Source organism: Methanomassiliicoccales archaeon (assembly GCA_035527755.1).
Classification (GTDB): domain Archaea; phylum Thermoplasmatota; class Thermoplasmata; order Methanomassiliicoccales; family UBA472; genus UBA472.
Map to the genome: position 1 here is coordinate 1 of DATKZX010000015.1, position 22,083 is coordinate 22,083.

Annotated in this window: 24 protein-coding genes; 6 read left to right on the forward strand and 18 right to left on the reverse strand. The window is 58.0% G+C overall.

All coding sequences use genetic code 11. From position 1 onward, the window contains the following. Positions 1-1,648 (forward strand): fibronectin type III domain-containing protein (locus VMW85_05780; protein HUT27538.1); only part of this gene is annotated, 1,648 nt, incomplete at its 5' end. A gap of 278 nt (positions 1,649-1,926) precedes the next feature. On the opposite strand, the gene VMW85_05785 is transcribed toward VMW85_05780, so the two are convergent. Both VMW85_05785 and VMW85_05790 read right to left on the reverse strand, forming a co-directional pair. Next, complete coding sequence (locus VMW85_05785; protein HUT27539.1) at positions 1,927-3,231, reverse strand: ABC transporter permease; 1,305 nt, start codon at positions 3,229-3,231, stop codon at positions 1,927-1,929. After that, the gene (locus VMW85_05790) at positions 3,228-3,947 is read right to left on the reverse strand and encodes an ABC transporter ATP-binding protein (protein HUT27540.1); all 720 of its coding nucleotides are present in this window, start codon (positions 3,945-3,947) and stop codon (positions 3,228-3,230) included. Before VMW85_05790 ends, VMW85_05785 begins: the two co-directional genes overlap by 4 nt. Positions 3,948-4,054: 107 nt before the next feature. On the opposite strand from VMW85_05790, the gene VMW85_05795 reads away from it, so the two are divergent. After that, positions 4,055-4,654 (forward strand): DUF998 domain-containing protein, encoded by a 600-nt coding sequence (locus VMW85_05795; GenBank protein ID HUT27541.1) that lies wholly within the window; start codon positions 4,055-4,057, stop codon positions 4,652-4,654. Positions 4,655-4,670: 16 nt separating this feature from the next. On the opposite strand, the gene hypD is transcribed toward VMW85_05795, so the two are convergent. Then, positions 4,671-5,744, reverse strand: a complete 1,074-nt coding sequence (gene hypD, locus VMW85_05800; protein HUT27542.1) for a hydrogenase formation protein HypD — start codon at positions 5,742-5,744, stop codon at positions 4,671-4,673. Then, on the reverse strand, positions 5,741-6,112 hold the full coding sequence (gene hypA / locus VMW85_05805; protein ID HUT27543.1) for a hydrogenase maturation nickel metallochaperone HypA: 372 nt from the start codon (positions 6,110-6,112) through the stop codon (positions 5,741-5,743). Before hypA ends, hypD begins: the two co-directional genes overlap by 4 nt. 121 nt (positions 6,113-6,233) lie before the next feature. Here hypA and VMW85_05810 point away from each other — a divergent pair, with 121 nt between their 5' ends. Further along, a complete protein-coding gene (locus tag VMW85_05810; protein ID HUT27544.1) occupies positions 6,234-6,518 on the forward strand; it encodes a hypothetical protein in 285 nt (94 codons plus the stop codon). Here the strand turns inward: VMW85_05810 and nth are convergent, their stop codons facing one another. The 3 genes from nth to VMW85_05825 are packed head-to-tail and all read right to left on the reverse strand — an operon-like array spanning position 6,519 to position 9,230. Continuing rightward, positions 6,519-7,175 (reverse strand): endonuclease III, encoded by a 657-nt coding sequence (gene nth, locus VMW85_05815; protein ID HUT27545.1) that lies wholly within the window; start codon positions 7,173-7,175, stop codon positions 6,519-6,521. Next, positions 7,165-8,454 carry a folylpolyglutamate synthase/dihydrofolate synthase family protein gene (locus VMW85_05820; protein ID HUT27546.1) on the reverse strand — a complete coding sequence of 430 codons (1,290 nt, stop codon included), beginning with the start codon at positions 8,452-8,454 and terminating at the stop codon, positions 7,165-7,167. Before VMW85_05820 ends, nth begins: the two co-directional genes overlap by 11 nt. Next, the gene (locus VMW85_05825) at positions 8,451-9,230 is read right to left on the reverse strand and encodes an asparagine synthase-related protein (protein ID HUT27547.1); all 780 of its coding nucleotides are present in this window, start codon (positions 9,228-9,230) and stop codon (positions 8,451-8,453) included. Before VMW85_05825 ends, VMW85_05820 begins: the two co-directional genes overlap by 4 nt. Positions 9,231-9,301: 71 nt before the next feature. Here VMW85_05825 and nikR point away from each other — a divergent pair, with 71 nt between their 5' ends. Both nikR and VMW85_05835 read left to right on the forward strand, forming a co-directional pair. Continuing rightward, positions 9,302-9,751 (forward strand): nickel-responsive transcriptional regulator NikR, encoded by a 450-nt coding sequence (gene nikR / locus VMW85_05830; GenBank protein HUT27548.1) that lies wholly within the window; start codon positions 9,302-9,304, stop codon positions 9,749-9,751. 39 nt (positions 9,752-9,790) lie between these two features. Then, positions 9,791-12,307 (forward strand): DNA topoisomerase I, encoded by a 2,517-nt coding sequence (locus tag VMW85_05835; protein HUT27549.1) that lies wholly within the window; start codon positions 9,791-9,793, stop codon positions 12,305-12,307. On the opposite strand, the gene VMW85_05840 is transcribed toward VMW85_05835, so the two are convergent. From VMW85_05840 to VMW85_05885, 10 genes are all read right to left on the reverse strand, one after another. Beyond that, positions 12,291-12,704 (reverse strand): hypothetical protein, encoded by a 414-nt coding sequence (locus VMW85_05840; GenBank protein ID HUT27550.1) that lies wholly within the window; start codon positions 12,702-12,704, stop codon positions 12,291-12,293. The two genes, VMW85_05835 and VMW85_05840, sit on opposite strands and share 17 nt — an antisense overlap. Continuing rightward, positions 12,701-13,300 carry a GTP-binding protein gene (locus VMW85_05845; protein ID HUT27551.1) on the reverse strand — a complete coding sequence of 200 codons (600 nt, stop codon included), beginning with the start codon at positions 13,298-13,300 and terminating at the stop codon, positions 12,701-12,703. Before VMW85_05845 ends, VMW85_05840 begins: the two co-directional genes overlap by 4 nt. Before the next feature lie 90 nt (positions 13,301-13,390). Further along, on the reverse strand, positions 13,391-13,690 hold the full coding sequence (locus VMW85_05850; protein ID HUT27552.1) for a hypothetical protein: 300 nt from the start codon (positions 13,688-13,690) through the stop codon (positions 13,391-13,393). 316 nt (positions 13,691-14,006) lie between these two features. After that, positions 14,007-14,447, reverse strand: coding sequence for an Lrp/AsnC family transcriptional regulator (locus VMW85_05855; protein HUT27553.1), 441 nt, complete (start codon positions 14,445-14,447; stop codon positions 14,007-14,009). A gap of 42 nt (positions 14,448-14,489) precedes the next feature. After that, positions 14,490-14,918 carry an OsmC family protein gene (locus VMW85_05860; GenBank protein ID HUT27554.1) on the reverse strand — a complete coding sequence of 143 codons (429 nt, stop codon included), beginning with the start codon at positions 14,916-14,918 and terminating at the stop codon, positions 14,490-14,492. 9 nt (positions 14,919-14,927) lie between these two features. After that, entirely contained in the window at positions 14,928-16,112 is a 1,185-nt protein-coding gene (locus tag VMW85_05865; GenBank protein HUT27555.1) for a nicotinate phosphoribosyltransferase, read from the reverse strand. A gap of 49 nt (positions 16,113-16,161) precedes the next feature. After that, positions 16,162-17,433: a phosphopyruvate hydratase gene (gene eno, locus VMW85_05870; protein ID HUT27556.1), complete on the reverse strand. Its 1,272-nt coding sequence runs from the start codon at positions 17,431-17,433 to the stop codon at positions 16,162-16,164. A 21-nt stretch (positions 17,434-17,454) separates the two neighbouring features. Beyond that, positions 17,455-18,408, reverse strand: a complete 954-nt coding sequence (locus tag VMW85_05875; GenBank protein HUT27557.1) for a DUF835 domain-containing protein — start codon at positions 18,406-18,408, stop codon at positions 17,455-17,457. Between the two features lie 125 nt (positions 18,409-18,533). Further along, on the reverse strand, positions 18,534-18,683 hold the full coding sequence (locus VMW85_05880) for a 50S ribosomal protein L40e (protein ID HUT27558.1): 150 nt from the start codon (positions 18,681-18,683) through the stop codon (positions 18,534-18,536). A gap of 52 nt (positions 18,684-18,735) precedes the next feature. Continuing rightward, positions 18,736-19,689, reverse strand: coding sequence for a replication factor C small subunit (locus VMW85_05885; GenBank protein ID HUT27559.1), 954 nt, complete (start codon positions 19,687-19,689; stop codon positions 18,736-18,738). Between the two features lie 102 nt (positions 19,690-19,791). Between VMW85_05885 and VMW85_05890 the strand changes: the two genes are divergently transcribed. Next, complete coding sequence (locus tag VMW85_05890) at positions 19,792-20,700, forward strand: TIGR00269 family protein (protein HUT27560.1); 909 nt, start codon at positions 19,792-19,794, stop codon at positions 20,698-20,700. Between the two features lie 31 nt (positions 20,701-20,731). Here VMW85_05890 and glyA read toward each other — a convergent pair whose 3' ends face one another. Next, complete coding sequence (gene glyA, locus VMW85_05895; GenBank protein HUT27561.1) at positions 20,732-22,009, reverse strand: serine hydroxymethyltransferase; 1,278 nt, start codon at positions 22,007-22,009, stop codon at positions 20,732-20,734. Positions 22,010-22,083: the final 74 nt, after the last annotated feature.

Genomic DNA, 22,083 nt, shown 5'->3' on the forward strand with positions numbered 1-22,083 from the left:
TTTCAACGTTTATCGGTCCACGGACGCCAGCGGTCCGTTCGTCCTTATCGATTCGACCGTCGAACTGAACCATACCGACAGTGGACTGACCAACGGCCAGATCTACTGGTACAACATCACCGCCGTCAATAGCATCGGTGAATCGCTGCCTTCTGATACGGTCAGCGCCACACCGAACCCCTATCCAGACAGTCCTGAACTGGTAAGCGCCATCGCAGGCTACATGAGCGCCACCCTAAATTGGACCGCCCCGGCCAATAATGGCAGCGGTCCCATCACTGGCTACGGGTTATACTATGGAACCGAAATGGACAGCGCCACCTGGACCTTGTTCGACACCGTCGATGACCTGGTGCTCAGCGAGACCGTGACCGGACTGGTCGGTGGAACGGAGTATTACTTCGGCGTCAAATCGATGAACGCCGATGGAAGCTCGGTCATGTCCAACCACCTGACCGCTCTGCCGTACAGCGTTCCCGGGGCTCCAACCGGTCTCATCGCTGTTCCGGGCGATACTAACATCACCCTATCGTGGGAGGCGCCTGCGAACGATGGCGGTCTAGACATAGACCATTACATCGTCTACCAGGATGGCGTCGATGTCCAACATGTCAACGGCACCTCGACCGTTATCACCGGACTGACCAATGGACAAACGTACTCCTTCAAGATATCCGCACATAACGCCGAGGGATACGGACAGAACAGTTCAGAGGTCAATTCAACGCTCATGACCGTTCCTGGCTCCCCTACGCTGGTAAGCGCTACTGCGAGCGGCCTCGATGTGATCTTGACATGGACCGCACCGGCATCGGACGGTTTCAGCCCCATCACCGGTTACTATGTGTTCTACGGAACGAGCGATGTCACGACCCAGTTCGGAAACGTGATATCGGCAGGGACCTTGACGGCGAACGTCACTGGCCTGACCGTCGGTACTCAATATTTCTTCGCCGTCATGGCGGTCAATGCGGTCGGTAACTCGTCTCTATCGAACATGCTCAACGCCACCCTGATCACTGTGCCTGGCGCCCCCTCCGCCTTATCGAACGTCACCACCGAAGTTCAGGTAACGCTGAGCTGGACCGCGCCGGCATCGGACGGTTTCAGCCCCATCACCGGTTACCTAGTATATCGTGGGATTTCGGCCGATGACCTCACCCTGATCGGTAACAGCACCGTATTGACGTTCGTTGATACCATGGTAACGTCCGGTTCCACCTATTATTACAAGGTGAGCGCCGTCAACGCCGAAGGAGAGGGAGCCTTGAGCACCGCCGCATCCATCGACGTGCCTTGGCCAGCTCTCGTTCCCGTGACCGGGAAGATAGTGGATGCGGATGGAAATGGGATCCCGGGGGTGACCGTCACCCTGGAGGACGACTCATCTGCAGAGACCGATGCCTCGGGCAACTTCATCATCATGACCTCCCAGGGCGTTCACACCTTGACCGTAAGCGGCGATAGCATAGAGACCAGGGACATCCCCATCAACGTGGGCGGTCCTGGGCTGGAGATGGATGACATCACCACTACCGCGATAGACGATAACGGCGGGGGCAATGACCTGATGTTGATCCTATTGGTCATCATCGTCGTCGCCGCTCTACTGGTGGTCGTGGTGTTTTTCCTCCGCAGGAAGAAGTGAGCGACAGGCGGTCCAAACCTTTTCCCGTTCCTTATTTTTCATCCGACATCGATCGGGACCTCCGAACACCGATATATCGTTCCCTGTGCCCCGTAAATTGTAAATGAAACGCTGGAACCTGGTCAAGCCCAGGGTCGGTCGAACCCGTCAATTACGAACGAGACTGGCGCAATAGGGCGTTCACCGCAACGATCTCGCTCAGCTGGATGGCGGTGGAAGGGAGTATATTAAAAAAAAGAAAAGAGGTGGCCGAGAGGCCGTTCTGGTAAGAGGTCCCATCACCTGCGACGCTTGGTGAACATCTTCTGCATCAGCGCCAATAGCGGCCACCGACTGTACTTCTCGGCGCTGGCGACCCTGCCCGTCAGCAGTATGTCCTTCTTGAACAGGGTGACGGCGATGAACATGACCACCAGAGCCATTATGGTGGAGTAGGCGATGCCTGCCAGCACCAGGCCGTAGTCGTCGAACATCAGCAAACGCATGGCCATCATGGGATGTGAGAACGGTATGGCGAAGACCAGCGCCTTGGCCGCCAACGGCAGCGTGTCGAAGTCGGTCATCAGGGTGATGAACATGGGTATAAGTGCCAGGAACGTCACCGGCATGGTCATGGTCTGGGCGGCCTTGTAGTTCTTGGTGAATATGCCCAGTATCATGCATAATGCCAACGCGAACACCAACGCGGCGAAGAGCGATATCCCCACCAGAACGTAGTCCAGCAGGTCCAGCGTCAGACCGTATTGGGCCAGGTCAATGCTGGTCGATGCCAGCAGGGAATTGAAATAGTAGCCCATGCCCAGCATGTAGATGGCCGCCATGATCAGTCCCACCACCGCGGCCCCGAGCAACTTGCCGAAAACTATGGAGGTACGGCTCACCGGCATGGTCAGCAGCGTCTCCAGTGTCTTGTTCTCCTTCTCCGTTCCCATGGAGGTTATGACGATGCTACCGGCATAGATGATCATCATCACCACGATTAGCGGCATGACCAAGGACTGCTGCGAGATGACCCCGGCTATGGTCGGCGGAGATATGCCGGCCATCTCCTTGCCCTTGAATATGGTGGTCTCGTTCAGATGGGTCGGATTTAGGATGATCGAGGCGTTATCGCTCAGGTCGCCCGTTATCAGCGCGGCGGAGATGGCCTGGTCCACATTGCCCAGCAGGGCGTCCGCGGCGGACCCGGGTATGGTGTCCAGTATTCCGGCCCCACGCATGACCCAGTAGGCCTCGATGGTGCCGGTCCTATTGGCCAATATATCAGAGGTGAAATCACTGGGTATGATGAACAATGAAACGCCCCCAGCATCGTCCAGGGCGTTCAGCGCATCCTGCACGTTGTCCCCCTCATAGACAATGTTCGCGCTATGCTCCAGTACACCGTAGGCGACCTGAGAGAGCATCCCGTCGTCGTTGTTGATGAAGGCGATCTTTGGAGGTTCCGAAAGCTGATCGCCCACCCCACCGAAGACGTTCCCCAGGGAAGCGAACAGAACGGCCATGATGATTATCGGAACGATGGTGGTTGGGGTCAGCAGTTCCTTGACCTCTTTCTTGGCTATCTTTGAAAGACTGCTCATTCGCTCACCACCTTGACGAAGACCTCCTCGATGTTCTTCGCCCCATACCTTTCCTTCAGTTCGTCGGGGGTCCCCTCGGCCACGATCTCCCCGTCATTGATGAGGGCGATGCGGTCGCAGAGCAGTTCCACCTCCAACATGTTATGCGAAGAGAGCAGCATGGTGGTCCCCTGGGAAGCGTACGTTTTGACCGTCCTGCGGATCTCCTGGGCGTTTATCACGTCCAGACCTGAGGTCAGCTCGTCCAGTATGGCCAACTTAGGCTTGATCATCAGGGCGCGGGCCACCAGCAGGCGCCTTGCCATGCCCTTGCTGTAGGTCTCCACCTTATCATCGATCCTTTCCTCCAGATGGGCTATCTCCAATCCCCGGGAGACCAGTTCCTCGGCCTTATCGCCCTCGGCGAAGAATTGAGCGATGAACTTGAGGTAGGCTCTCCCAGTCAGGTTCTTGTAAGCACCGGCATCCTCCGGCAGATAGCTGATTATGCGCCGCACCTCATCCGGTTTATGACCCAGGTCTATGCCGTAGATCTTGACCTCCCCGGCGGTTATCTCCAATAAGGTGGATAGGATGCGCAGTGCGGTGGTCTTGCCCGCTCCGTTGGGACCGATGAGACCATAGACCTCGCCCTCCCGGACATTGAACGATATGCCTTTGACCGCCTGGAAGGAACCATAGTTCTTGACCAGGTCCTTTACTTCTACCGCGTACATTGTTGCCTCTCCTAGGACATGGTAACTAATACCGATAAAAAAATATTATCCTACGAATCTATTGTCCGATGATCGAACGTGGTTCTGATGGTCTTGGAGGACGGTCCATGGATATGAACAAGGAAAAAATTATCATGTGGGGGGCGCTGGCGGGTATCATCGGCGCCATCGCTTTCAGCACGCTTTGGAGCCTGGCCATCATAACCGACGGGCATTGGATATTCGGTGTGGAGACCCTGAGCGAACTGGGAGGCCATCGTCCCGGGCGCTGCTTCTTCAATACCGGGTTGATCGTCATGGGACTGCTTTCAATACCTTTCGGCGCCGTCCTTTATCGCAGGTTCGAGCATACCAACCTAGGAAGGATATCCACCGCCACGTTCGTCCTCGCGGCGATCTCCCTGATCGGCATCGGGGTCTTCCCCATCAATACCGGCACTCCGCACACCTTCTTCAGCTGGGCTTTCTTCAGCACGGTCATCATCTCATTGACGATCATGCTGCGCCCTATCTGGATGTTCAAAAGGTTGGGCAGGCCGATCGTGATCGTGACCTTAGGAACGGTCATGGTCGGCTATATCACCATCATCCTGGTGGCGACGAAGAACATGGAACTGGCCCTCAGCGAAGCGTTGGTGGTCATTTCCCTGCTCATATGGACCATCTCCATGGGGATCTCATTACTGCATGAGATGCTCACCCGATGATCCTCTGGAAGATGCGTCACTCACGATAACGATAGCTGATGTTGCAGCTGCCTTCGCGGCTGACCATGCACGGTCCCATAGGACGTTTCGGAGAACAGCCTCGGGCGAACGCCGGACATTGCTCGGAACGGATTATCCCCCGCAGCACCTCTCCGCAGCGGCAGCCGCCCATGTCCTCCTTGACCTGAGGGGCGTCCTTCAGAACGTCTTCGTGGACCACGCGGGCGTTATGCTCCGAAAGCTCGTCGCGAACCTCCAGGGCGCTTAATGGCAGAACGGGGAAGCCGCGCCAGGCCCTGTCCTCCTCCTTGAAGGCCCTGGCCAGCATGTCCCGCGCTTTGGGATTGCCCTCCGGGCGCACCACTCGAGGATACTCGTTCTCCACATCGTTCCTCCCCTCTTTGACCTGTTTGGCCAGCATGTACACGCCCATCAACAGGTCCAGTGGCTCGAAGCCGGTGACCACCTGGGGCACGCCCTGGGGGCCGGCGAACGGGGCGAAGGGCTCCAGCCCGATGATGGTGGCCACATGCCCCGGTTGAATGAGCCCGTCTATGCGCACCTCCCCCATGGCGAAGAGCGCTTTCAGTGCCGGGGGGAGCAGACGATGGCAGCTGAGCACACTGAAGTTCTCAGGCGGGGAGTGCAGCAGAGCGTAGGCGGTGGAGGGACTGGTGGTCTCGAAACCGATGGCCATGAAGACCATGCGTTCCACGTCCTTGCACATGAGCAGGGCGTCCTCCACGGAGTACACCACGCGGACGTCCGCACCTTCGGCCTTCACATCCGCCAGCGAACCTATGGGAGTGGGAACGGCCATCATGTCGCCGAACACGGTCAACGTCACGCCGGACCTGGCCAGGGTGATGGCCTCCACCACCTCCTTGGTGGTGGTGACGCAGACCGGACATCCTGGTCCCTGGCCGATGGTGATGCCCACGTCGGACAGCATCTTCTCCAGCCCGAACTTGACCAGTGTGTCCTGGTGCGTCCCGCAGACGTGCATGAACCGCAGGTCCAGGTCCATGCCCTTCAGCTTGTCGATGATCTTGACCGCCATTCCCTCGTCCCGGTATCTTAGGTCCATCATTCCTGCACCACCTTCATGGACGTGACCCGGCAGGACTGCCCCTTCAAGACCTTGATCTTACCCCGGCACTTGGGGCATATCAGAGAAGGCATGGACATGTGATATTCCTCGCCCAGGTAATCGGCCTTGCCCTGATAGCCGCAGGCGGAGCAGAGCAGTTCGGTCTCCTCCGTCTCTATGGCCAGTACTGAACCTTCCAGGATGGTGTCGCGGGTGATGATCTCATAGGCGAACTGCAGCTGCTCCTCGCCGAGGAACGTCAGTTCACCGAGCGTCAGGCACACCTCCTCCACCTTGAGCACCTCGTGCTTCTTCAGCTCCTCGAGCACGCTCTCCACGATGCCGGACATGACCGATACTTCATGCATCCATTAGGCCAATTCATCAACCAATATTAATCACTGCCCTCGTTCCATAAATATGGGACGAAGGAAGACTGGTATTAAGTAAGCTAGAAATACGACCAGGGAAATACGAATCTTGAAGATCATGCCAGAGGAAAACTCGCGCAATGATGCCGCCATCGAGTCCATCATCGAAGGCAAGAAGATGGAGGCGTATGCGGAGCACCGGACCAAGGATATGCATCAGTGCTCCCTCTGCGGCAGCGTTGGCTACCGCAAGCGCCCCATGAGACCGATCGGAACTAAATGGATATGCATCGACTGCCTGCGCTCCTTGAAAGAGATGTTGGATGGACTGGACCAGTGGGAAGCGGAGATCCAGCTGGAAAAAGAGATGTCCAAGAAGATCGACGATACCCTGAGGGTATGATCATTTTTCATCGGCGGGCATCTTCTCGTAATGGGCGCAGACCTTACGCACCGGGCACGTGGCACAACGTGGGTTGCGGGGCAGGCATACCTTCTGACCGAAGCGGACCATGGTGGCGTTGATGTCGCACCAAAGCGCCTTGGGAAATATCTTCCGCAAGGCCATTTCGGTCTCGTCCGCCGTACGGCTTTCAACCAGTCCCAAACGGTTGCTGATGCGATGAACGTGCGTGTCGACGCATATCGCCGGTTCTTTGAAAGCGTAGGCCATCACGCAGTTGGCCGTCTTGCGTCCCACCATCGGCCATTTGACCATGGCGTCGATGTCCTTGGGCACGATGTCACCGTCCATATGCACCGATCTGGCTATCTCCTTAAGCGCCTTGGCCTTGGCCCGGTAGAACCCCACGGAGCGTATGAGGGCCTCCAGCTCCTCCAGGGGGGCGTCGGCCATCTCCTCGGGCGTATAGAACCGACGGAACAGGTCTGACGACGCCCGGTGGGTGTTCAGGTCCCTGGTCCTCTGCGAGAGCACCGTGGCCACCAGGACGTGGAAGGGATCGCGCTCCCACCATATGTCCCCCTCATCGATGAGACCGGGGAAGGCCATCCCCTTTATCGACTCCCTCATGCTCGTCAGCAGCCACCTAAGGTCCATTCTTACCTCCCAGGAACTGAATGGCCTCTCCGACGGTGTAGAGCGATCCGCAGACCATGACGAACCCGCTTTCGCCGGCCACGCTCAGAGCGGTCTCCAGGGCCGCGTCCACCCCTTCCACCGTTCGGACCTGAGGGAGGGTGCGCCCACACGCCTCGGCCATCTGCTGCGGGGTGAGCGCGCGCGGGGTGTTGGCCCCGGTGCATATCACCTGATCGAAATGGGGGCCCAGGGCGGCCATGGCCCCCTTGGCGTCCTTGTCCTTCAGCATGCCCACCACCAACACCCGCGGGGACCCCGGGAACATGGCTAGTTCCGAGGCCACGGTCCTTGCTCCTTCGGGGGTATGGGTGACGTCCAATACGGTCAGGGGATGCCTGCCGACGACCTCCAGGCGACCAGGCCATCTTGCCTTGGACAATCCGACCACGATGCTCTCCCCGGTGATCTCGATATTTTTGGCCAACGTCATAGCGCATTCCGCGGCCACCGCGGCGTTCTCGCACTGATACCCGCCGAGCAGTCCGACGCGTACCTCCCTGTTCAGCGAAGAGAGGTGGACCTTCGAACCGTTCATATCGGAGCTTATTCGCTCCGCCGAGAAGTCGTGGCCCATGATCTTCGAAGGGGCGTTGCGGCATTGGGCCATCCACCTGATCACCCTGAGCACCTCCGGGGATTGGGGGGAGGACACCACCGGAACCCCTTCCTTGATGATCGAGGCCTTCTCATAGGCGATCTTCGCCGCGGTATCTCCCAGGTAAGCGGTGTGCTCCACGCCTATGCGGGTGATGACCGAGCAGCGGGGATGAACGACGTTGGTGGCGTCGAGCCTTCCGCCCATGCCCACCTCCACCACTGCCTCCTCGACGTTCTCATCCGCGAAGTGCAGGAAGGCCAAGGCGGTGGTTATTTCGAAAAAGGTCAACGGCCGGGGGAACGCGCCTCCGTCAACCAGCTCCCGGACCTCGGCGATCTTCTTGCGCAGACGTCCCTCGGCCATCTCTTGGCCGTCGACGGTGATGCGCTCAGTGAACCTGACCAGATGGGGCGAGGTATAGAGGCCGGTGCGATGGCCGGCCGACCGCAGTATCGAGGCGGTCATGGCCGATACGGAGCCTTTGCCGTTCGAACCGGCGACGTGTACCGACCCGAACCTCTCATGAGGATCGCCCAAGGCCTTCAGCAGCGCCCTTTCGTTGGACAGCCCCAACTTGATGCCCATGTTCTCCAGCGAGTACAGCCAGCGAAGGTCGTCGTTCAGGGTGTCCCCCATCATTCGACCTCCGCGACCCAACTTCTCAGTTCCTTTCCTTCTCGGGACGAACATTTTTTCATGGCCGACATGATCCCTGAGCCGTACTGCGCCGCCTTCTTGGGCGAATTCGCCGCAGAAAGTCCCAGAGCGGCCGCCAATCTTCGCAGGGGAAGCTTGTTGCCCTCGGGACCGATCATCTCCCCAGGGGAGAAGGTGCGTGCCACCCTTACGACGTCGGGGCAGAGATAGGGGCATACCAATCTCTTATCGAACATTCGGACGAGGTCCGCTTCGCGAGGTCCGCCTTCGGCCAGCAATCGCTCCTGATCGCCCAAGAGAGCTTTTTCCAGCTCATCCGCCGCCAGAGAGCGGTACCGGTCATAGCCGGCGAAGAGCTCGTCCGCCCCCTGCCCGCTGACCAATATGCTCTCCTTTGCCTGAGAGCAGACGAAGTATAGCGGAAGCTCGAACGATATCACCAGGGGATCGCTAAGCCCCAACCGGTCGCGCAGGAAGCGCACGCCCTTTCGCAGCTCATCGTCGTTCAGTATTACGGCCTTCCAGGGAAGGTCCAGCTCCTGCGCCCCCTTTTCCCCGGCCTTCAGGTCGTGGCTGTTCGGATAGCCTACGGTATAGAGGACCGGTCGACAGTGCTCTCGGGAAAGAGCGGTCAGCACTGCACTGTCCAGACCGCCGGAGAAGAGCACCCCGACCTCACCTTGAAGTTCCTGTTGGATACACTTGGTGAGCGGCGAACGAAGTTCGGAGAGGTCCATGTCATCATCCGGTATGACCACCGTCCTGATAATTTTATCTTGGGTGTCAGAATAGCATTATTAATGATTAGAATAATATCAAGTCGAGTACCATGGACAATGTCACCAGGATAGGTGTATCCCTTGAACCGGAGCTTCTAGAGGATTTCGATAAGCTCATCGACCGCAAAGGGTACATCACCCGGTCCGAGGCCATCAGAGATCTCATAAGGAGCGCTTTGGCCAAGGAGATCCTCAAGGAGGACGAGAACGCGGTGATCTTCGGTACCATCACACTTTTCTACAGTCATCACAAGGGTGGGGTCAAGGATAGACTGATGGACATACAGCACGAGCATCATCAGAAGATACTGTCCTCGATACACGTACATCTTGATATCGAGCAGTGCCTAGAGGTGCTCATAGTGCACGGGTCGGTCAAAGAGGTCCGACAATTGTCTGACGAACTTGGCAGCGTCAAAGGCGTCACCCATCGCACCCTGCACCGAACGCCAGTGACCACCAGCGATGATCACGGCAGACCGCATGTGCACGAGCATTAAGACTGCCGTAAGCCGGAACTTGGTGGATAACTTATTTAGATGGTCACTCTTGATACCCCACCGATGAGAAGGCTGGTCATCTCGGAGAAGTCCAACGCCGCTGCGCGTGTCGCCACCATACTTTCCGATGGAGGCTCGCGCCGGAAGAGCGTTCGGGGAGTTCAGGTCTTTCAGTTCAACAGAGGGGACGATGAGTTCTCCGTGGTGGGGCTGCGAGGCCACATCATAGAGCTCGATTATCCCCCAGAGTTAAACGACTGGTCCAAGGTGGACCCCTTGGAACTGGTGAAGACCAATCCCACCAAGCGCGTGACCGCCCTGAACATCCTGGCGACCCTGAGCGAGCTGGCCATGGATTGCGATGAGGTCATCATCGCCACTGACTTTGACCGTGAAGGAGAGCTCATAGGCCTGGAGACCGTCTCCCTGATGGAGAACCAGCCCAGGTCCGTCAAGAGAGCCAAGTTCAGCGCCCTGACCAAGTACGAGATCGAGCGCGCTTTCAACGAACTTACCGCCCCGGACCACCGCCTGGCGGAATCTGCCGAGACCAGACAGGTCATCGACCTGGCATGGGGTGCGGTCCTCACCCGCTTCATATCATTGGCCAGCGGACAGATGGGAAACAATTTCCTTTCAGTAGGGAGGGTGCAGAGCCCTACCTTGACATTGATCGTCGACCGGCATAAGGAGATATCCGAGTTCGTTCCCGAATCCTATTGGACCGTCGGCGCCAAATTGGAGAAGGGACAGGATTTCCTTGGCGACCATCTTTCCAACCCTTTCAAGGACGAGAAGCTGGCCGAGGAATCCAGGAAGAAGGCGGATTGCGGCGTGGGGAACGTCATTTCCATGGAGCGCAAGGAGAAGGACGATTATCCTCCCCCGCCCTTCAACACCACCAGCATGCTGAGCGAGGCCAACAAGCTCGGCCTATCACCGTCCATGGCCATGAAGGTGGCCGAGGACCTCTACACCTCCGGTTACATATCCTATCCAAGAACGGACAACACCGTCTACCCCCGCTCGCTGAGCCTCAAGAACATTCTGGAAAAGTTGAGGAAATCCGATCTGGGAAAAGAGGCGGAAGAGATCCTGGCCCAAGAACGCATCCGACCGTCCCGAGGCAGGATGGAGACCACCGACCATCCACCTATCTACCCCACGGAAGCGGCCACCAAGAAGGAGCTGAAAGGTACGAAATGGACGATGTACGAACTGGTCACCCGTCGTTTCCTGGCCACTCTGGCCCCGTCGGCCCGTTCCGAATCGGCCAAGTGCGTGCTGGACCTGGGAGGCGAGCCCTTCCATGCCGATGGCTACCGGGTGCTGTACCCCGGCTGGAGGAAGTACTATCCCTATTGGAGGGTCACCGAGGTCCTTCTCCCCGAGCTTAAGGAAGGGGACCAGGTGCAGGTGAAGGAGGTGGGCTGTGAACGCAAGGAGACCAGACCTCCCTCCCGCTACTCCCAGGGAACGCTGCTCCAGGAGATGGAGAAGCTGGGACTGGGCACCAAGAGCACCAGGCATGACATCATCCAGAAACTTTACGATCGGAAGTACGTCGATGGCAACGACCTCGTTCCCACGCTCAGCGGCATGGCGGTGGTCAACGCGCTGCAGAAGCACGCCAAGATCGTGACCGAGAGCCGCATGACCGCTCAGCTGGAAAAGGACATGGACGCCATCGCCAACGGCGAATCGACCCTGGCCGCGGTCGTCGAGGAGTCCCAGGCGATGCTCCTGGACATCGTGGCCTTCATGACCAAGAACCGCAAGGAGATCGGCGACGAGATCCGCGGGGCGCTGAATGAGCAGCGCTTCATCGGAGAATGTCCCCAGTGCAAAAAGGACCTGCATATCATTCGCACCCGCAAGGGCAGCGAGTTCATCGGCTGCACCGGTTATCCGGACTGCACCGTCACCTTCCCCAAGCCCGGCGGCGCATTGGTGCAGCCGACGGAAGAGAAGTGCGAGACCTGCGGCCTGCCCATGTTAAAGGTCATTCGTCGGGGCTCACCGGTCAAGATACAATGCATAGATCCCGATTGCGAGAGCAACAAGGGCAAGGAGAGCGTGGGCGAGTGCCCGGAGTGCGGCAAGGAACTGCGCATCCTCTATTCACGCGCCGGCAAGCGATTCATCGGTTGTTCCGGTTATCCGGAATGCAAGCGGACCTATCCGCTGCCGCAATACGGAGTGCTGCAGGTGGCCGGCGATAAGTGCCCGGAATGCGGAGCCCCCATCATGAGGGTCAAGGGCAAGGGCGGCTGGCAGTTCTGCGCCAACATGCAATGTCCTACCAGCAAGAAGGGGAAGACGGAGCCGGCCGGGGAAGGAGAGAAGCCTAAGGCCAAGAAGACGGCGAAGAAAGCTCCGGTCAAAAAGACCGCCGCCAAGAAACCCGCGGCCAAGGCGGAGGGGGAGGTTGAGACCCCTAAGAAGAAGACCGCTGCCAAGAAGGTGGTGAAGAAGGCCGAGAGCGCCGATGGGACCGTACCTAAGAAGGCCCCGGCCAAAAGGACGGTAAAGAAGAAGGTCAACCCAGCCGAATGAGGTCCTTCTCCTCTATCTCCAGGTCCTCGATGCCGATGGAGATGGTGCCGGTGAAGTTGCGGTTGCTGCCACCTTCGACGATGCGGACCAGGTCTTTCTTTGCCAGACCGTACTGAAGAACGTTGATGATCACGTCCACGTTGGTCTGCGCCGTCTCGAAGCGCCCCCGGCAACGTACCTTGGCGTCATGATCTGTCACGCTGCAGGCGATGAGCTTTTCGTCGCTCTCCACAACGCTCTTGATGTGCCCGATGAGCCTTGTCCCCGCCTCCAAACAGTCCATGGCCACACCGTTCATGAAGGATTCTAGCATTTCCTGCATCCTTTCCGGAGCTGTCGGTGCGGCGAATCTCACTCGCACCCGTGCAGCATAGGCTGCGAAATCCTCGGTGATCATGCTCCCATTAATCTTTCAACGAATACATCCAAATTGTGCCCGTTGGTGCTCGAAATTGGAATTATCGGCTTATCGCCTACCAACTCGCGCACATATTTCTCAACCTCTTCGAGTCGCGAAGCGTCCACTTCGTCGGCCTTGCTCATGAGGACGATGTCAGCCGCCCGCAATTGCAGCTTGAGCGGGGTTTTCATGGCCTGGATGAGTATGGGGAAGCGCACCGTGTCCAGCAGGATGACCACCTTGATGTATCCCAGAGGAGGTCCGCGGTAGTGCTCCATGGTGGCCAGGATCGCATCCGGGTCGGCGATGCCTGACGGCTCCACCAGTATCAGGTCCGGTTGGTACTTGTCGTTGATGGTCCTCACCGTGTCCAGGAAGCTCGGTCCCAACGTGCAGCAGATGCATCCCCGGGGAAGCTCCTGGACCTTCAGTCCGAACTTCTCCATCACCTTTCCGTCGATGCCTAAGTTACCGAAATCGTTGACGATGACGGCGATCTTACCACCAGTGCGCTCGGATATCATTCCAACAGTGTTCATGATGAGCGTGGTCTTTCCACTGCCCAGGAAGCCGGAGATTATGATCATGTCCATTTAAAAACCTCAATAGATGCAAAAATCAATTCAGGGGGATGTATAAGAAGATTTTTTCTAAAGACCGCGAAAGAACGGTGACGGAGGGGGTTATTCCCCCTCGCGATCGTAAAACTCATTGTCCAGGTCCTCCCGCTCCGCGGCGATGCGCCGGTTCCGGCATTGATGGCATTCAACAGGCTTGCCCATGTACCTTTTGCGCATGACCATCGATTGGTCCAAACGTACCAAGGAGCCACAGGTGCATAGCACGGTGAAGCCCCGCCAATCGCCGAACATCGAAAGACCATTGGAACGGTTCTCGGACATCAGATCGGGCAGGACCACAAGCCGCCCTCTATTGACGACCTCCATGCGGGGTTTGAACGCTTCCCCTTCGGATCTGAGCATAGCTTGCGCTATTTGACCGTTATGCAATAAACCACTCCATATTCAGATCTAGCCACCCTCTGACCAGCAGCCCACAAGTTACTGGCCGGAGAGTTCGACCCCTTGGCACTTATCTGAACAAAAATGCCTAACGCCCTGAGGTATTTTAAAGATTTCCTTAACATCCCATACGATTTTTTATATTATCCAGTACGATAAAGAGCACTATCCGTTTCATATAAAAAAGAAAGCGGTCGTTACCTGATTTTCAGGCATCTACTCATATTTAGTTAACAATTGATTTTAAATATTATGCCGAATCCCCCCGGAGGAAGGATCACTCGTCCTTGACCGTGGCGAAGCAGGTGCAGGTCAGAGTGCGGCCCACTCCCTCCATCTGCCGTATCTTGTCTATCACCAGGTCCCCGATGCGCTCCATGGATGCCCCTCGAACCTTCAGCAGAATGTCATGTTCGCCAGATATAAGGTGCACCTCATGCACTCCGCTCAGACGACCGATCATATCAGCCAGCTCCCTTTGGGACATGTTGTTGTTCGGCAGGAACGATACCAAAATGAAAGCGGTGACCGGCTCACCGAGCTTTCCGAAGTCCGGCACTACCGTGAAGCCTTTGATGACACCCCTCTCGGTCATGCGCCGGATGCGCTCGTGAACCGTGGCCCGGGGGATGTTGAGGTCTTTGGCGATGGATTTAGTGCTACGCCTAGAGTCCCTCTCCAGCTCAGTAAGTATGGCCCGGTCCTTCTCATCGAGCATAGGAGTTGGAAATGCCCCACCTTCTAAAATAGGTTATGCCCATCATTTTTTCGGAGGTTCGACCAAGACCTCGATATCTATGCCCTCTCTGACCGCGGCGCTGACGGTGCAGAAGTCCTGGAAGAGAGGAAGGCAACGCTCCAGCTTCGCCTGGTCATCCACTTCCGGGAATATCCTCACCTGCATCCCCTGCACCCTAAGACGGCCCTTCTCGTTCCGGCCCAGTGTCGTCCGGACCACGGCCTTGATGGATATCGGTTCTGTCCTGGTCTTACGCAGGCAGAAGGCCAAGGAGGCACAGAGGCAGTTACCCACCGCCGCGGCCAGGAAACGGGTGGCGTTGGGATGCTCGCCCTTCCCCAACGGTAAAGGCTCGTCGGTCATGATGTCCGCCAGACCCTTGTCGTCGAAACTAATTCGAAATTGATAGTCCTGGACCATCTCCAGTTCCGTCAGCCACTCCTCTTGCATCCCATCACCTCACAGCAAAGCGATCTCCAATTGGCGCAGCACCCTGTTCCGTATGGTCTCGGCGGGCTCCTCGGGAACCAGGCGTCGACCGTTCTCCAACAGCTTCACCTCGGCCCAGACCATCTCCTTGCCGCAGGAGCAGACCGGAGGGCGTTCCTTTTCCAAGGACACTTCGAACTCCAGGCAGTCCGGGCAGCGGAAGACGAACTTGCGCCCACCGAACTTACCCCTCTTGGATATCGGCCTTCCATCCTTCTCCACAATGTCCAAGGCGAAGTCCACCGTGGGCGCGTTGCTTATGGCCGTACCGACGCCGAAGCCGTTGACACCAGCGGTGACCAGCTCCCTTATCTTTCCCTCGTCCAGACCGCCGGACACGAACACGCCGACGTCAGGATATCCGTGGAGGTCCAGTTCCCAGCGCACCTCGCGCACGATATCGACCATGGAACCACGACGCGATCCCGGCGTGTCCAGGCGGACCGCCTGCAATCCGGGCATCTCCTCCGCGGCCATGATGGCCTCGGTCTTCTCGTCCCAGAAGGTATCGGTCAACGCCACCCTTGGAACGGTGGGATCGATTATCTCCCCATAGGCTTTGAAGGCCGCCCTCTGATCGCCCATCATGATGACCAGTGCATGGGGCATGGTGCCGCTTGCCGGGCGACCGACCAGCTCCGCCCCTTTCAGGGAGGACACGCCGTCGCATCCCCCGATGAAGGAAGAACGGTCGATGACCGGGGCCATGGCCGGATGCATGCGGCGCACGCCGAACGAAAGTACCGATCTACCGGCCGCGGCCAGCTTGCAGCGGGCGGACATGGTGGCCACACCCGAAGCGTAGCAGATGAACCCCAATGAAGGCGTCTCCAGAGAGCAGTATTGGCCATAGGGGCCTTCGATGCGCGCCACCGGCAGCTTGATGCCTTTCTTGGAACGGGGAGTGAACAGCGTCCCCTCGGGGAGCGCGTACAGGTCGACGTTCCGCCCTTCGAAGATGCGGACCATCTCCTCGTTGCCGCACAGCACCGCCCAGGGCCATCCCTCAGGAAGGGAAGAGACGGTGAACTCCGCACGGGTATGCGTGTCCAGCAGACCCTTGCTGCGCAGTATTTCCTCCGTACGCTGGAAGTAAACGTCCGTCGTCAACCCTTTGCGGATGTCCTCGTCATCGGCCGAGAAGAATTTGCTCATGTCATCACTCGATCGGCTGGCAATGTCCCTGCGCTCTATTCAATATTATTCAGAAGAAGGCGTCCCGACCCATGAACTTGGCCTTGGGTCCCAGCTCCTCCTCGATACGCAGAAGGCGGTTGTACTTGGCGGTCCGTTCCGTTCTTGCCGGCGCTCCGCTCTTGATCTGTCCGCATTCCAAGGCCACGGCGATATCGGCCATGGTGGTGTCCTCGGATTCTCCGGAACGGTGGCTGACCATGACGTTGTAACCATGGTCGAAGGAGATCTTGGCCGCCTGCATGGCCTCGGTGATCGTGCCTATCTGATTGACCTTTAACAGCAAGGCGTTCCCCGCGCCCATCTCGATGCCCTTTCGCAGACGCACCGGATTGGTCACGAACAGGTCGTCCCCCAACAGCTGCAACTTGCTGCCGATCTTCTTAGTAAGTTCGGCCATGAGCTCGAAGGAGTTCTCTTCCACCGGGTCCTCCAGGCTTATGAGCGGGTATTCTTGACTTAGAGCAACATAGAAGTCCACCATCTCCCCGGGGGACATCTTCTTTCCGTCCAGCTCGTAAACGCCGTTGGAATAGAACTCGCTGGCCGCGGCGTCCATGGCCAGGTATACGTCCTTCCCCGGAACGTAGCCGGCGTTCTCGATGGCCTTCAGCAGCGTGTCCATGGCCTGGCGGCTGGTGTCGAACGGGGGAGCGAAACCGCCCTCATCCCCCACATTGATGGCCAGGGGACCCCACTCCTTCTTCAGGACCTGCTTCAAGGAATGATAGACCTCGGTGCCGACCCTCAGCGCTTCGGAGTAGGTGCTCGGACCGCAGGGGGCGATCATGAACTCTTGGATCTTCAGATTGCTGCCGGCGTGCTTTCCGCCGTTGATGACGTTCATCGTCGGTACCGGCAGCACCCTGCTCCCGGGACCCAGGTGCTCGTACGGTTCTACGTTCTTCGCCAGCGCCCCGGCCTTGGCCACGGCGTAGGACACCGCGGTGGTGGCGTTCCCGCCCAGGAGGCCCATGTTGCTGGTGCCGTCCAGCTCCTTCATAGCCAGATCTATGGCCTTCAGGTCGGTGACGTCCATGCCCTTGAGCCGGGGGGAGATGAGGTCCCTGATGTTCCTCACCGCCTTGGTGACCCCCTTTCCCGCGTACCGGGTGCCGCCGTCCCTCAGCTCCAGCGCCTCGAACGTTCCGGTGGACGCCCCCGAGGGCGCTATGGCCGTAACCTTCAGGACAGAGGTCTCGACCTGCGCCTCCACAGTAGGGTTCCCCCTCGAGTCCAATACCTCTCTGCTCCAAACCCTGGTGATATTATGATCCGACATGATGTTCGCCTCTGAACGAAACTATCGCTGCTTGGTCTCTACCGGTTCCACCTCGATGATCTCCATGTTGCGCTCCAGAAGCGCCAGCTCCCTGATCTCCAGAGTGCGGGGGTCCACCGAGACTATCAGTCGCGAACGGTTCTCCATGACCGCCTCGGTGATATGGTGTATCATTCTCAGCACCTTCTCGAAGTCGTTGTTCACGATGAGGAACTCCACGCCATCGATGATCACCACACTGTCCCCGCTCTTCTCCACGAAGCGTATGATGGTATCGCTGAGGATGCCGATGTTAGATGGATTGACATAGACCTTGCCCAGCTGGTTGCTGAGCCATATGATGGGCGTCTTCTCCAGCCCCCATTCCTTGCGCATGATGTTGGGGTGCTGCCTGGTGACGCACAGACCTTGAATGTTGTGAGTGACCTGGTCCACGAATATCTCGAAGGACTTGTGAGGCTTGCTCTCCTTGACCAGGTAGGTGAAGCCTTGGCGCAGGTCGTATTCCTTGGCGCTGATCCGAGCTTCTTCCATTCCGACGGGGTCCTCTTTCTTCCGGCCCTTGAAGCCGAACAGGCCCTTGCGCTCCTTCTCGACCTTGACCCCCTCCTTCAATGAAGGCTGGTCCCCCAGCACCTCTCTGAGCCGGACACCGAGCTCGTCATTGTTGAACGGCTTCCGGATGTAACCTGACACCACGTCCTGCAGTCCGAAGATGTCGGTGCCGATATCGGTGGTGGCCGTGAGCATCATGATCTTGAGGCCTTCGGTGAGACCTCTCTCTTTGAGGGTGCGCAGGACAAGCCAACCGTCCATGTCCGGCATGTTGATGTCCAGGAGAACAAGGTCTGGCTTATCCTTAGATATCTTTTCCAGGCAGTCCTTTCCGCCGGAAGCGGTCATTGGTTGATATCCAGCTGCGGATATTAGCTCAGAAACAATCTCTAAGATGGCTGAGTTATCATCCACGACCATTATTTTCTTTATTGATATTCCCCCAAAGCTTAGAGACGATGGGTCATATACGAACTAAATTAAAAATCCTATCCCATGAATTATGGGATGGATAATTTTTATAAGAAGGGGTTTCGGTGGTTTGTTTAAGCCTTACGGCTCTCTTTAGCCTTCAAGCGCAGCTGGGTGTACCCGCACTTGCGGCACCTGGTGGCCTTGATGGCATTACGTGCATAGCAGCTCAGGCAGATCTTCTTGTTTAACAGCCTGTCATCAGCTTCTTTGAAACGCGCCATTTACATTCTCCGGCCTTGAAATAAGAAGCCGGTATAAATATGTTGGCTATCTTTAATCCTTACCTACCAGGGCCAGGTAGGCGAGGAGCGCCTCCAGCTGAATGCGCTCGTTGCTCCCCTCCACGATACGGAACTCGATCTCGCCTGTGCGGTCGATCAACTTGATCTTGTCCCGGTCGGGTATGCTCAGGTCGTAGAAGGAGCGGTGGATCTGCTTGATGATGTCCTGTCCGCTCAGCCCGTAGGTGATCATCATCTCGTCCAGCTTCGCGCGGGAACCGATGAAGTCACCCGACAATGCGGTCTCCACCATGTCCACTACCTCCTCCGGACGGGCATTGCCTGTGGCCTGGTAGACCACATCGATGGTGATATCCTTGCCGATGGTGGCCGCGACCTGCAATGAATTGATCGATTTGCGCATGTCCCCTTGGCCCACGTGGACTATGGCGTCCAAAGCGATATCGTCTATGTTCACTTCCTCGCGTTCGGCGATGGTCTGAAGGCAGAGCCTGATATCCTCGCTCCTCAGGGGCCGGAATCGGAAGATGGCGCAGCGGGATTGAATGGGCTCGATGATCTTGGACGAGTAGTTGCACGACAGCACGAAACGGCAGTTGCGGCTATACCTCTCCATGGTCCGCCTCAAGGCGGCCTGGGCGTCCGAGGTCAGCGCATCCGCCTCGTCCAGGAAGATTATTTTGAAGTCGGCACCGCCCAGGGGTGCCGTACGGGCGAACTCCTTGATCTTGCCCCGTACCACGTCTATCCCCCTCTCGTCGGAGGCGTTGAGCTCGATGAAGTTGTCCCGCCACGATTCACCGTACATCTCCTTGGCCATAGCCAGGGCCGATGTGGTCTTGCCAGTTCCGGCAGGACCGGCGAACATTAGATGCGGGAGGTTGCCAGAGCGTACATAGGAGGCTAACCTCTCAATGATGTCCTTCTGACCCACGATGTCCGAAAGCTTTCGCGGGCGGTACTTCTCGGTCCAAATCTCCTGCATGGTCTCCGGCCACATCAAGGCCGTACCGTAGTTAAAAGGTTTCCTGGGGAACGGTAAAAATGACGGCAAACCTTTTTTATCCCGGCGGGCGTGAACGGAGCGATGCGCTGCTCCAAGTGCTCTGCTCCGGCCGTAACCTTCATCAGGTACAATGGCTCCCATCTCTGCCAAGGCCACTTCCTGGAATACGTGGAGAAGAGGGTGAAGCGCGAGGTCCGATCGCAGTTGCAGATAAACGGAGAGGTTCACATCGGGGTCGGGGCCTCCGGGGGCAAGGACAGTCAAGCGGCCCTGTACCTGCTCCATCGCATCCTGGGCTGTCGCCAAGGGGTTCGCATCACCGCCATCACCGTGGACGAGGGCATCGAGGGATATCGCCAAGAGACCATACCGAAGGTCCGCGAGCTCTGCTCCTCGCTGGGGCTGGATCACGTGGTCACCTCCTTTGAAGATGTAACCAAGATGTCATTGGACAGCATGGTGGGAAGGACCGGCGAGAAAGAGGCCTGCACCTACTGCGGGGTCTTCCGCCGGCGCTGCCTGAACCTCGCCGCCAAGGAGCTGGGAGTGAACGTGCTGGCATTGGGGCACAACCTGGACGACATGGCCCAGTCCATCCTGATGAACTTCACGCGGGGCGACGTGGAGAGACTTGCCCGATTGGGACCGCATGAACGGGTCCAACCGGGTCTGGTGCCGCGCATGCAGCCGGTACGTTCGATACCGGAGAAGGAAACCTACCTTTACGCCCTGCTGACCGGACTGCCTTTCTCCGACGCCGAATGCCCATACGCCGTCCACGCCTTGAGGAACGAGTACCGGGACATCGTCGACAGCATGGAGCACCGGCACCCTGGCACCCGCCATTCCATTCTCGGAAGCTTCGACCGGCTGAGACCGCTGATGAGGGAGGGCTTTCCTCAGGCCTCCCTGTCCACCTGTGGCTGCGGGGAACCGACCCTCAACGAACGGTGCATGGCCTGCGAGATGCTCTTAAAATTGGGAAAATGAGCTCCATTAAGAGGTTTTAGGGAAAGGGGTTTCAGACCAGCTTGTGGTAGGCGTAGGCTTCCTCGCCCTCGTTCAGGCAGTAGCGCACCTTGGTGAAGTTGCGCTTCAGGGCCATGACGTCCTTCTTGACGGCCTCTGGCGATTCCTTCTTGACCACCACACGATGGATGAGGACGGCGACCTCCTTCATCTCGCTCTCCTTCATCCCCACCCGGGTGAGCTCCTGGGACCCGAGCCTGATGCCCGATGGATTCATGGCGCTCTTGTCTCCAGGGATCATGTTCTTGTTGGCGATGATGTTGGCCCGTTCCATTAGATTGGCCGCCTCCGCTCCGCCGCCGTGCGCCGCCACGTTCACGGCGATGGTGTGGCTCTCGGTGAACCCTTTGTGCGAGCAGAGGACCTCTATCCCCAGTTCGTGCAACGCCTGCCCGAGCGCCTTGGCGTTCTTGCATACCTGGGCGGCGTATTTCTCACCGTATATCTCCCACTCGGCCATGGTGATCGCCAGGGCGGCCATGGCATGCAGGTGGTGGCTGGAGGTGACGCCGGGGAACACCGCGGAGTTGAGCTTCTTGCCCAGTTCCTCGTTCAGATTGTGTCCCAGCACGATCCCGTGATTGGGACCGGGGAAGGTCTTGTGAGTGGATGCCGTCAGCACGTGGGCGCCCTCGTGCAGGGGGTCCTGGAATCTGCCGCCGGCTATGAGCCCGAGGACATGCGCCCCGTCGTACCAGACGGTGCAGCCGACCTCGTTGAAAACGTCTTTCAGCTCCTTCAGGGGAGCGGGGAACAGGAAAACGGAAAGACCGAACTGCGCCACCTTCGGCTTTACCTCGCGTATCAGCTTGGCCGCGCCGTCCACGTCGATCACCATGTCATGGGTGTCGAACGGATAGGTGACGGTGTTCACCCCGCGGAACCCTACCGCCCCGAACTTGGCGGTGGAGATGTGCGCCCCGTGGTCCAGCGAGGTGCAGGTGATGGTCTCGCCCGGTTTCGTCAGGGCCATCAGCGCGGCCATGTTGGCCACGGTGCCGGATATCGGCCGTACGTCGGCGAACTGACATTTGAATATGCGTTGGGCCAGCTCGATGCACTTCAGCTCGACCTTGTCCACGTAGATGTTACCGTTGTAGTAACGCTTGCCGGGAAGTCCCTCGGCGTAGCGGTCGTGAAAGTCAGAGATCATCATCTCTTTGGCCAATGGGCTCATCAGGTTCTCGGAGGCTATCATAGGCAACGACTCTTCGAACCACTTGTTGTGCTTCTGCACCTGGTCCCGGATCCAGTACGCGTCCTCTTTCATAAGGTCACCTGGACCCTCATTAAGAGGAGGGGTTAAAAATGTTGGCGTCCCCCCATATTTCGCCTGTTGATCAT

Bases quoted from the DNA above. Each gene is read 5' to 3' on its own strand.
- VMW85_05785 (HUT27539.1), bottom strand. From the start codon at position 3,231: ATGAGCAGTCTTTCAAAGATAGCCAAGAAAGAGGTCAAGGAACTGCTG.
- VMW85_05790 (HUT27540.1), bottom strand. From the start codon at position 3,947: ATGTACGCGGTAGAAGTAAAGGACCTGGTCAAGAACTATGGTTCCTTC.
- VMW85_05795 (HUT27541.1), top strand. From the start codon at position 4,055: ATGGATATGAACAAGGAAAAAATTATCATGTGGGGGGCGCTGGCGGGT.
- hypD (HUT27542.1), bottom strand. From the start codon at position 5,744: ATGATGGACCTAAGATACCGGGACGAGGGAATGGCGGTCAAGATCATC.
- hypA (HUT27543.1), bottom strand. From the start codon at position 6,112: ATGCATGAAGTATCGGTCATGTCCGGCATCGTGGAGAGCGTGCTCGAG.
- VMW85_05810 (HUT27544.1), top strand. From the start codon at position 6,234: ATGCCAGAGGAAAACTCGCGCAATGATGCCGCCATCGAGTCCATCATC.
- nth (HUT27545.1), bottom strand. From the start codon at position 7,175: ATGGACCTTAGGTGGCTGCTGACGAGCATGAGGGAGTCGATAAAGGGG.
- VMW85_05820 (HUT27546.1), bottom strand. From the start codon at position 8,454: ATGATGGGGGACACCCTGAACGACGACCTTCGCTGGCTGTACTCGCTG.
- nikR (HUT27548.1), top strand. From the start codon at position 9,302: ATGGACAATGTCACCAGGATAGGTGTATCCCTTGAACCGGAGCTTCTA.
- VMW85_05835 (HUT27549.1), top strand. From the start codon at position 9,791: ATGGTCACTCTTGATACCCCACCGATGAGAAGGCTGGTCATCTCGGAG.
- VMW85_05840 (HUT27550.1), bottom strand. From the start codon at position 12,704: ATGATCACCGAGGATTTCGCAGCCTATGCTGCACGGGTGCGAGTGAGA.
- VMW85_05845 (HUT27551.1), bottom strand. From the start codon at position 13,300: ATGGACATGATCATAATCTCCGGCTTCCTGGGCAGTGGAAAGACCACG.
- VMW85_05850 (HUT27552.1), bottom strand. From the start codon at position 13,690: ATGCTCAGATCCGAAGGGGAAGCGTTCAAACCCCGCATGGAGGTCGTC.
- VMW85_05855 (HUT27553.1), bottom strand. From the start codon at position 14,447: ATGCTCGATGAGAAGGACCGGGCCATACTTACTGAGCTGGAGAGGGAC.
- VMW85_05860 (HUT27554.1), bottom strand. From the start codon at position 14,918: ATGCAAGAGGAGTGGCTGACGGAACTGGAGATGGTCCAGGACTATCAA.
- VMW85_05865 (HUT27555.1), bottom strand. From the start codon at position 16,112: ATGAGCAAATTCTTCTCGGCCGATGACGAGGACATCCGCAAAGGGTTG.
- eno (HUT27556.1), bottom strand. From the start codon at position 17,433: ATGTCGGATCATAATATCACCAGGGTTTGGAGCAGAGAGGTATTGGAC.
- VMW85_05875 (HUT27557.1), bottom strand. From the start codon at position 18,408: ATGGTCGTGGATGATAACTCAGCCATCTTAGAGATTGTTTCTGAGCTA.
- VMW85_05880 (HUT27558.1), bottom strand. From the start codon at position 18,683: ATGGCGCGTTTCAAAGAAGCTGATGACAGGCTGTTAAACAAGAAGATC.
- VMW85_05885 (HUT27559.1), bottom strand. From the start codon at position 19,689: ATGCAGGAGATTTGGACCGAGAAGTACCGCCCGCGAAAGCTTTCGGAC.
- VMW85_05890 (HUT27560.1), top strand. From the start codon at position 19,792: ATGCGCTGCTCCAAGTGCTCTGCTCCGGCCGTAACCTTCATCAGGTAC.
- glyA (HUT27561.1), bottom strand. From the start codon at position 22,009: ATGAAAGAGGACGCGTACTGGATCCGGGACCAGGTGCAGAAGCACAAC.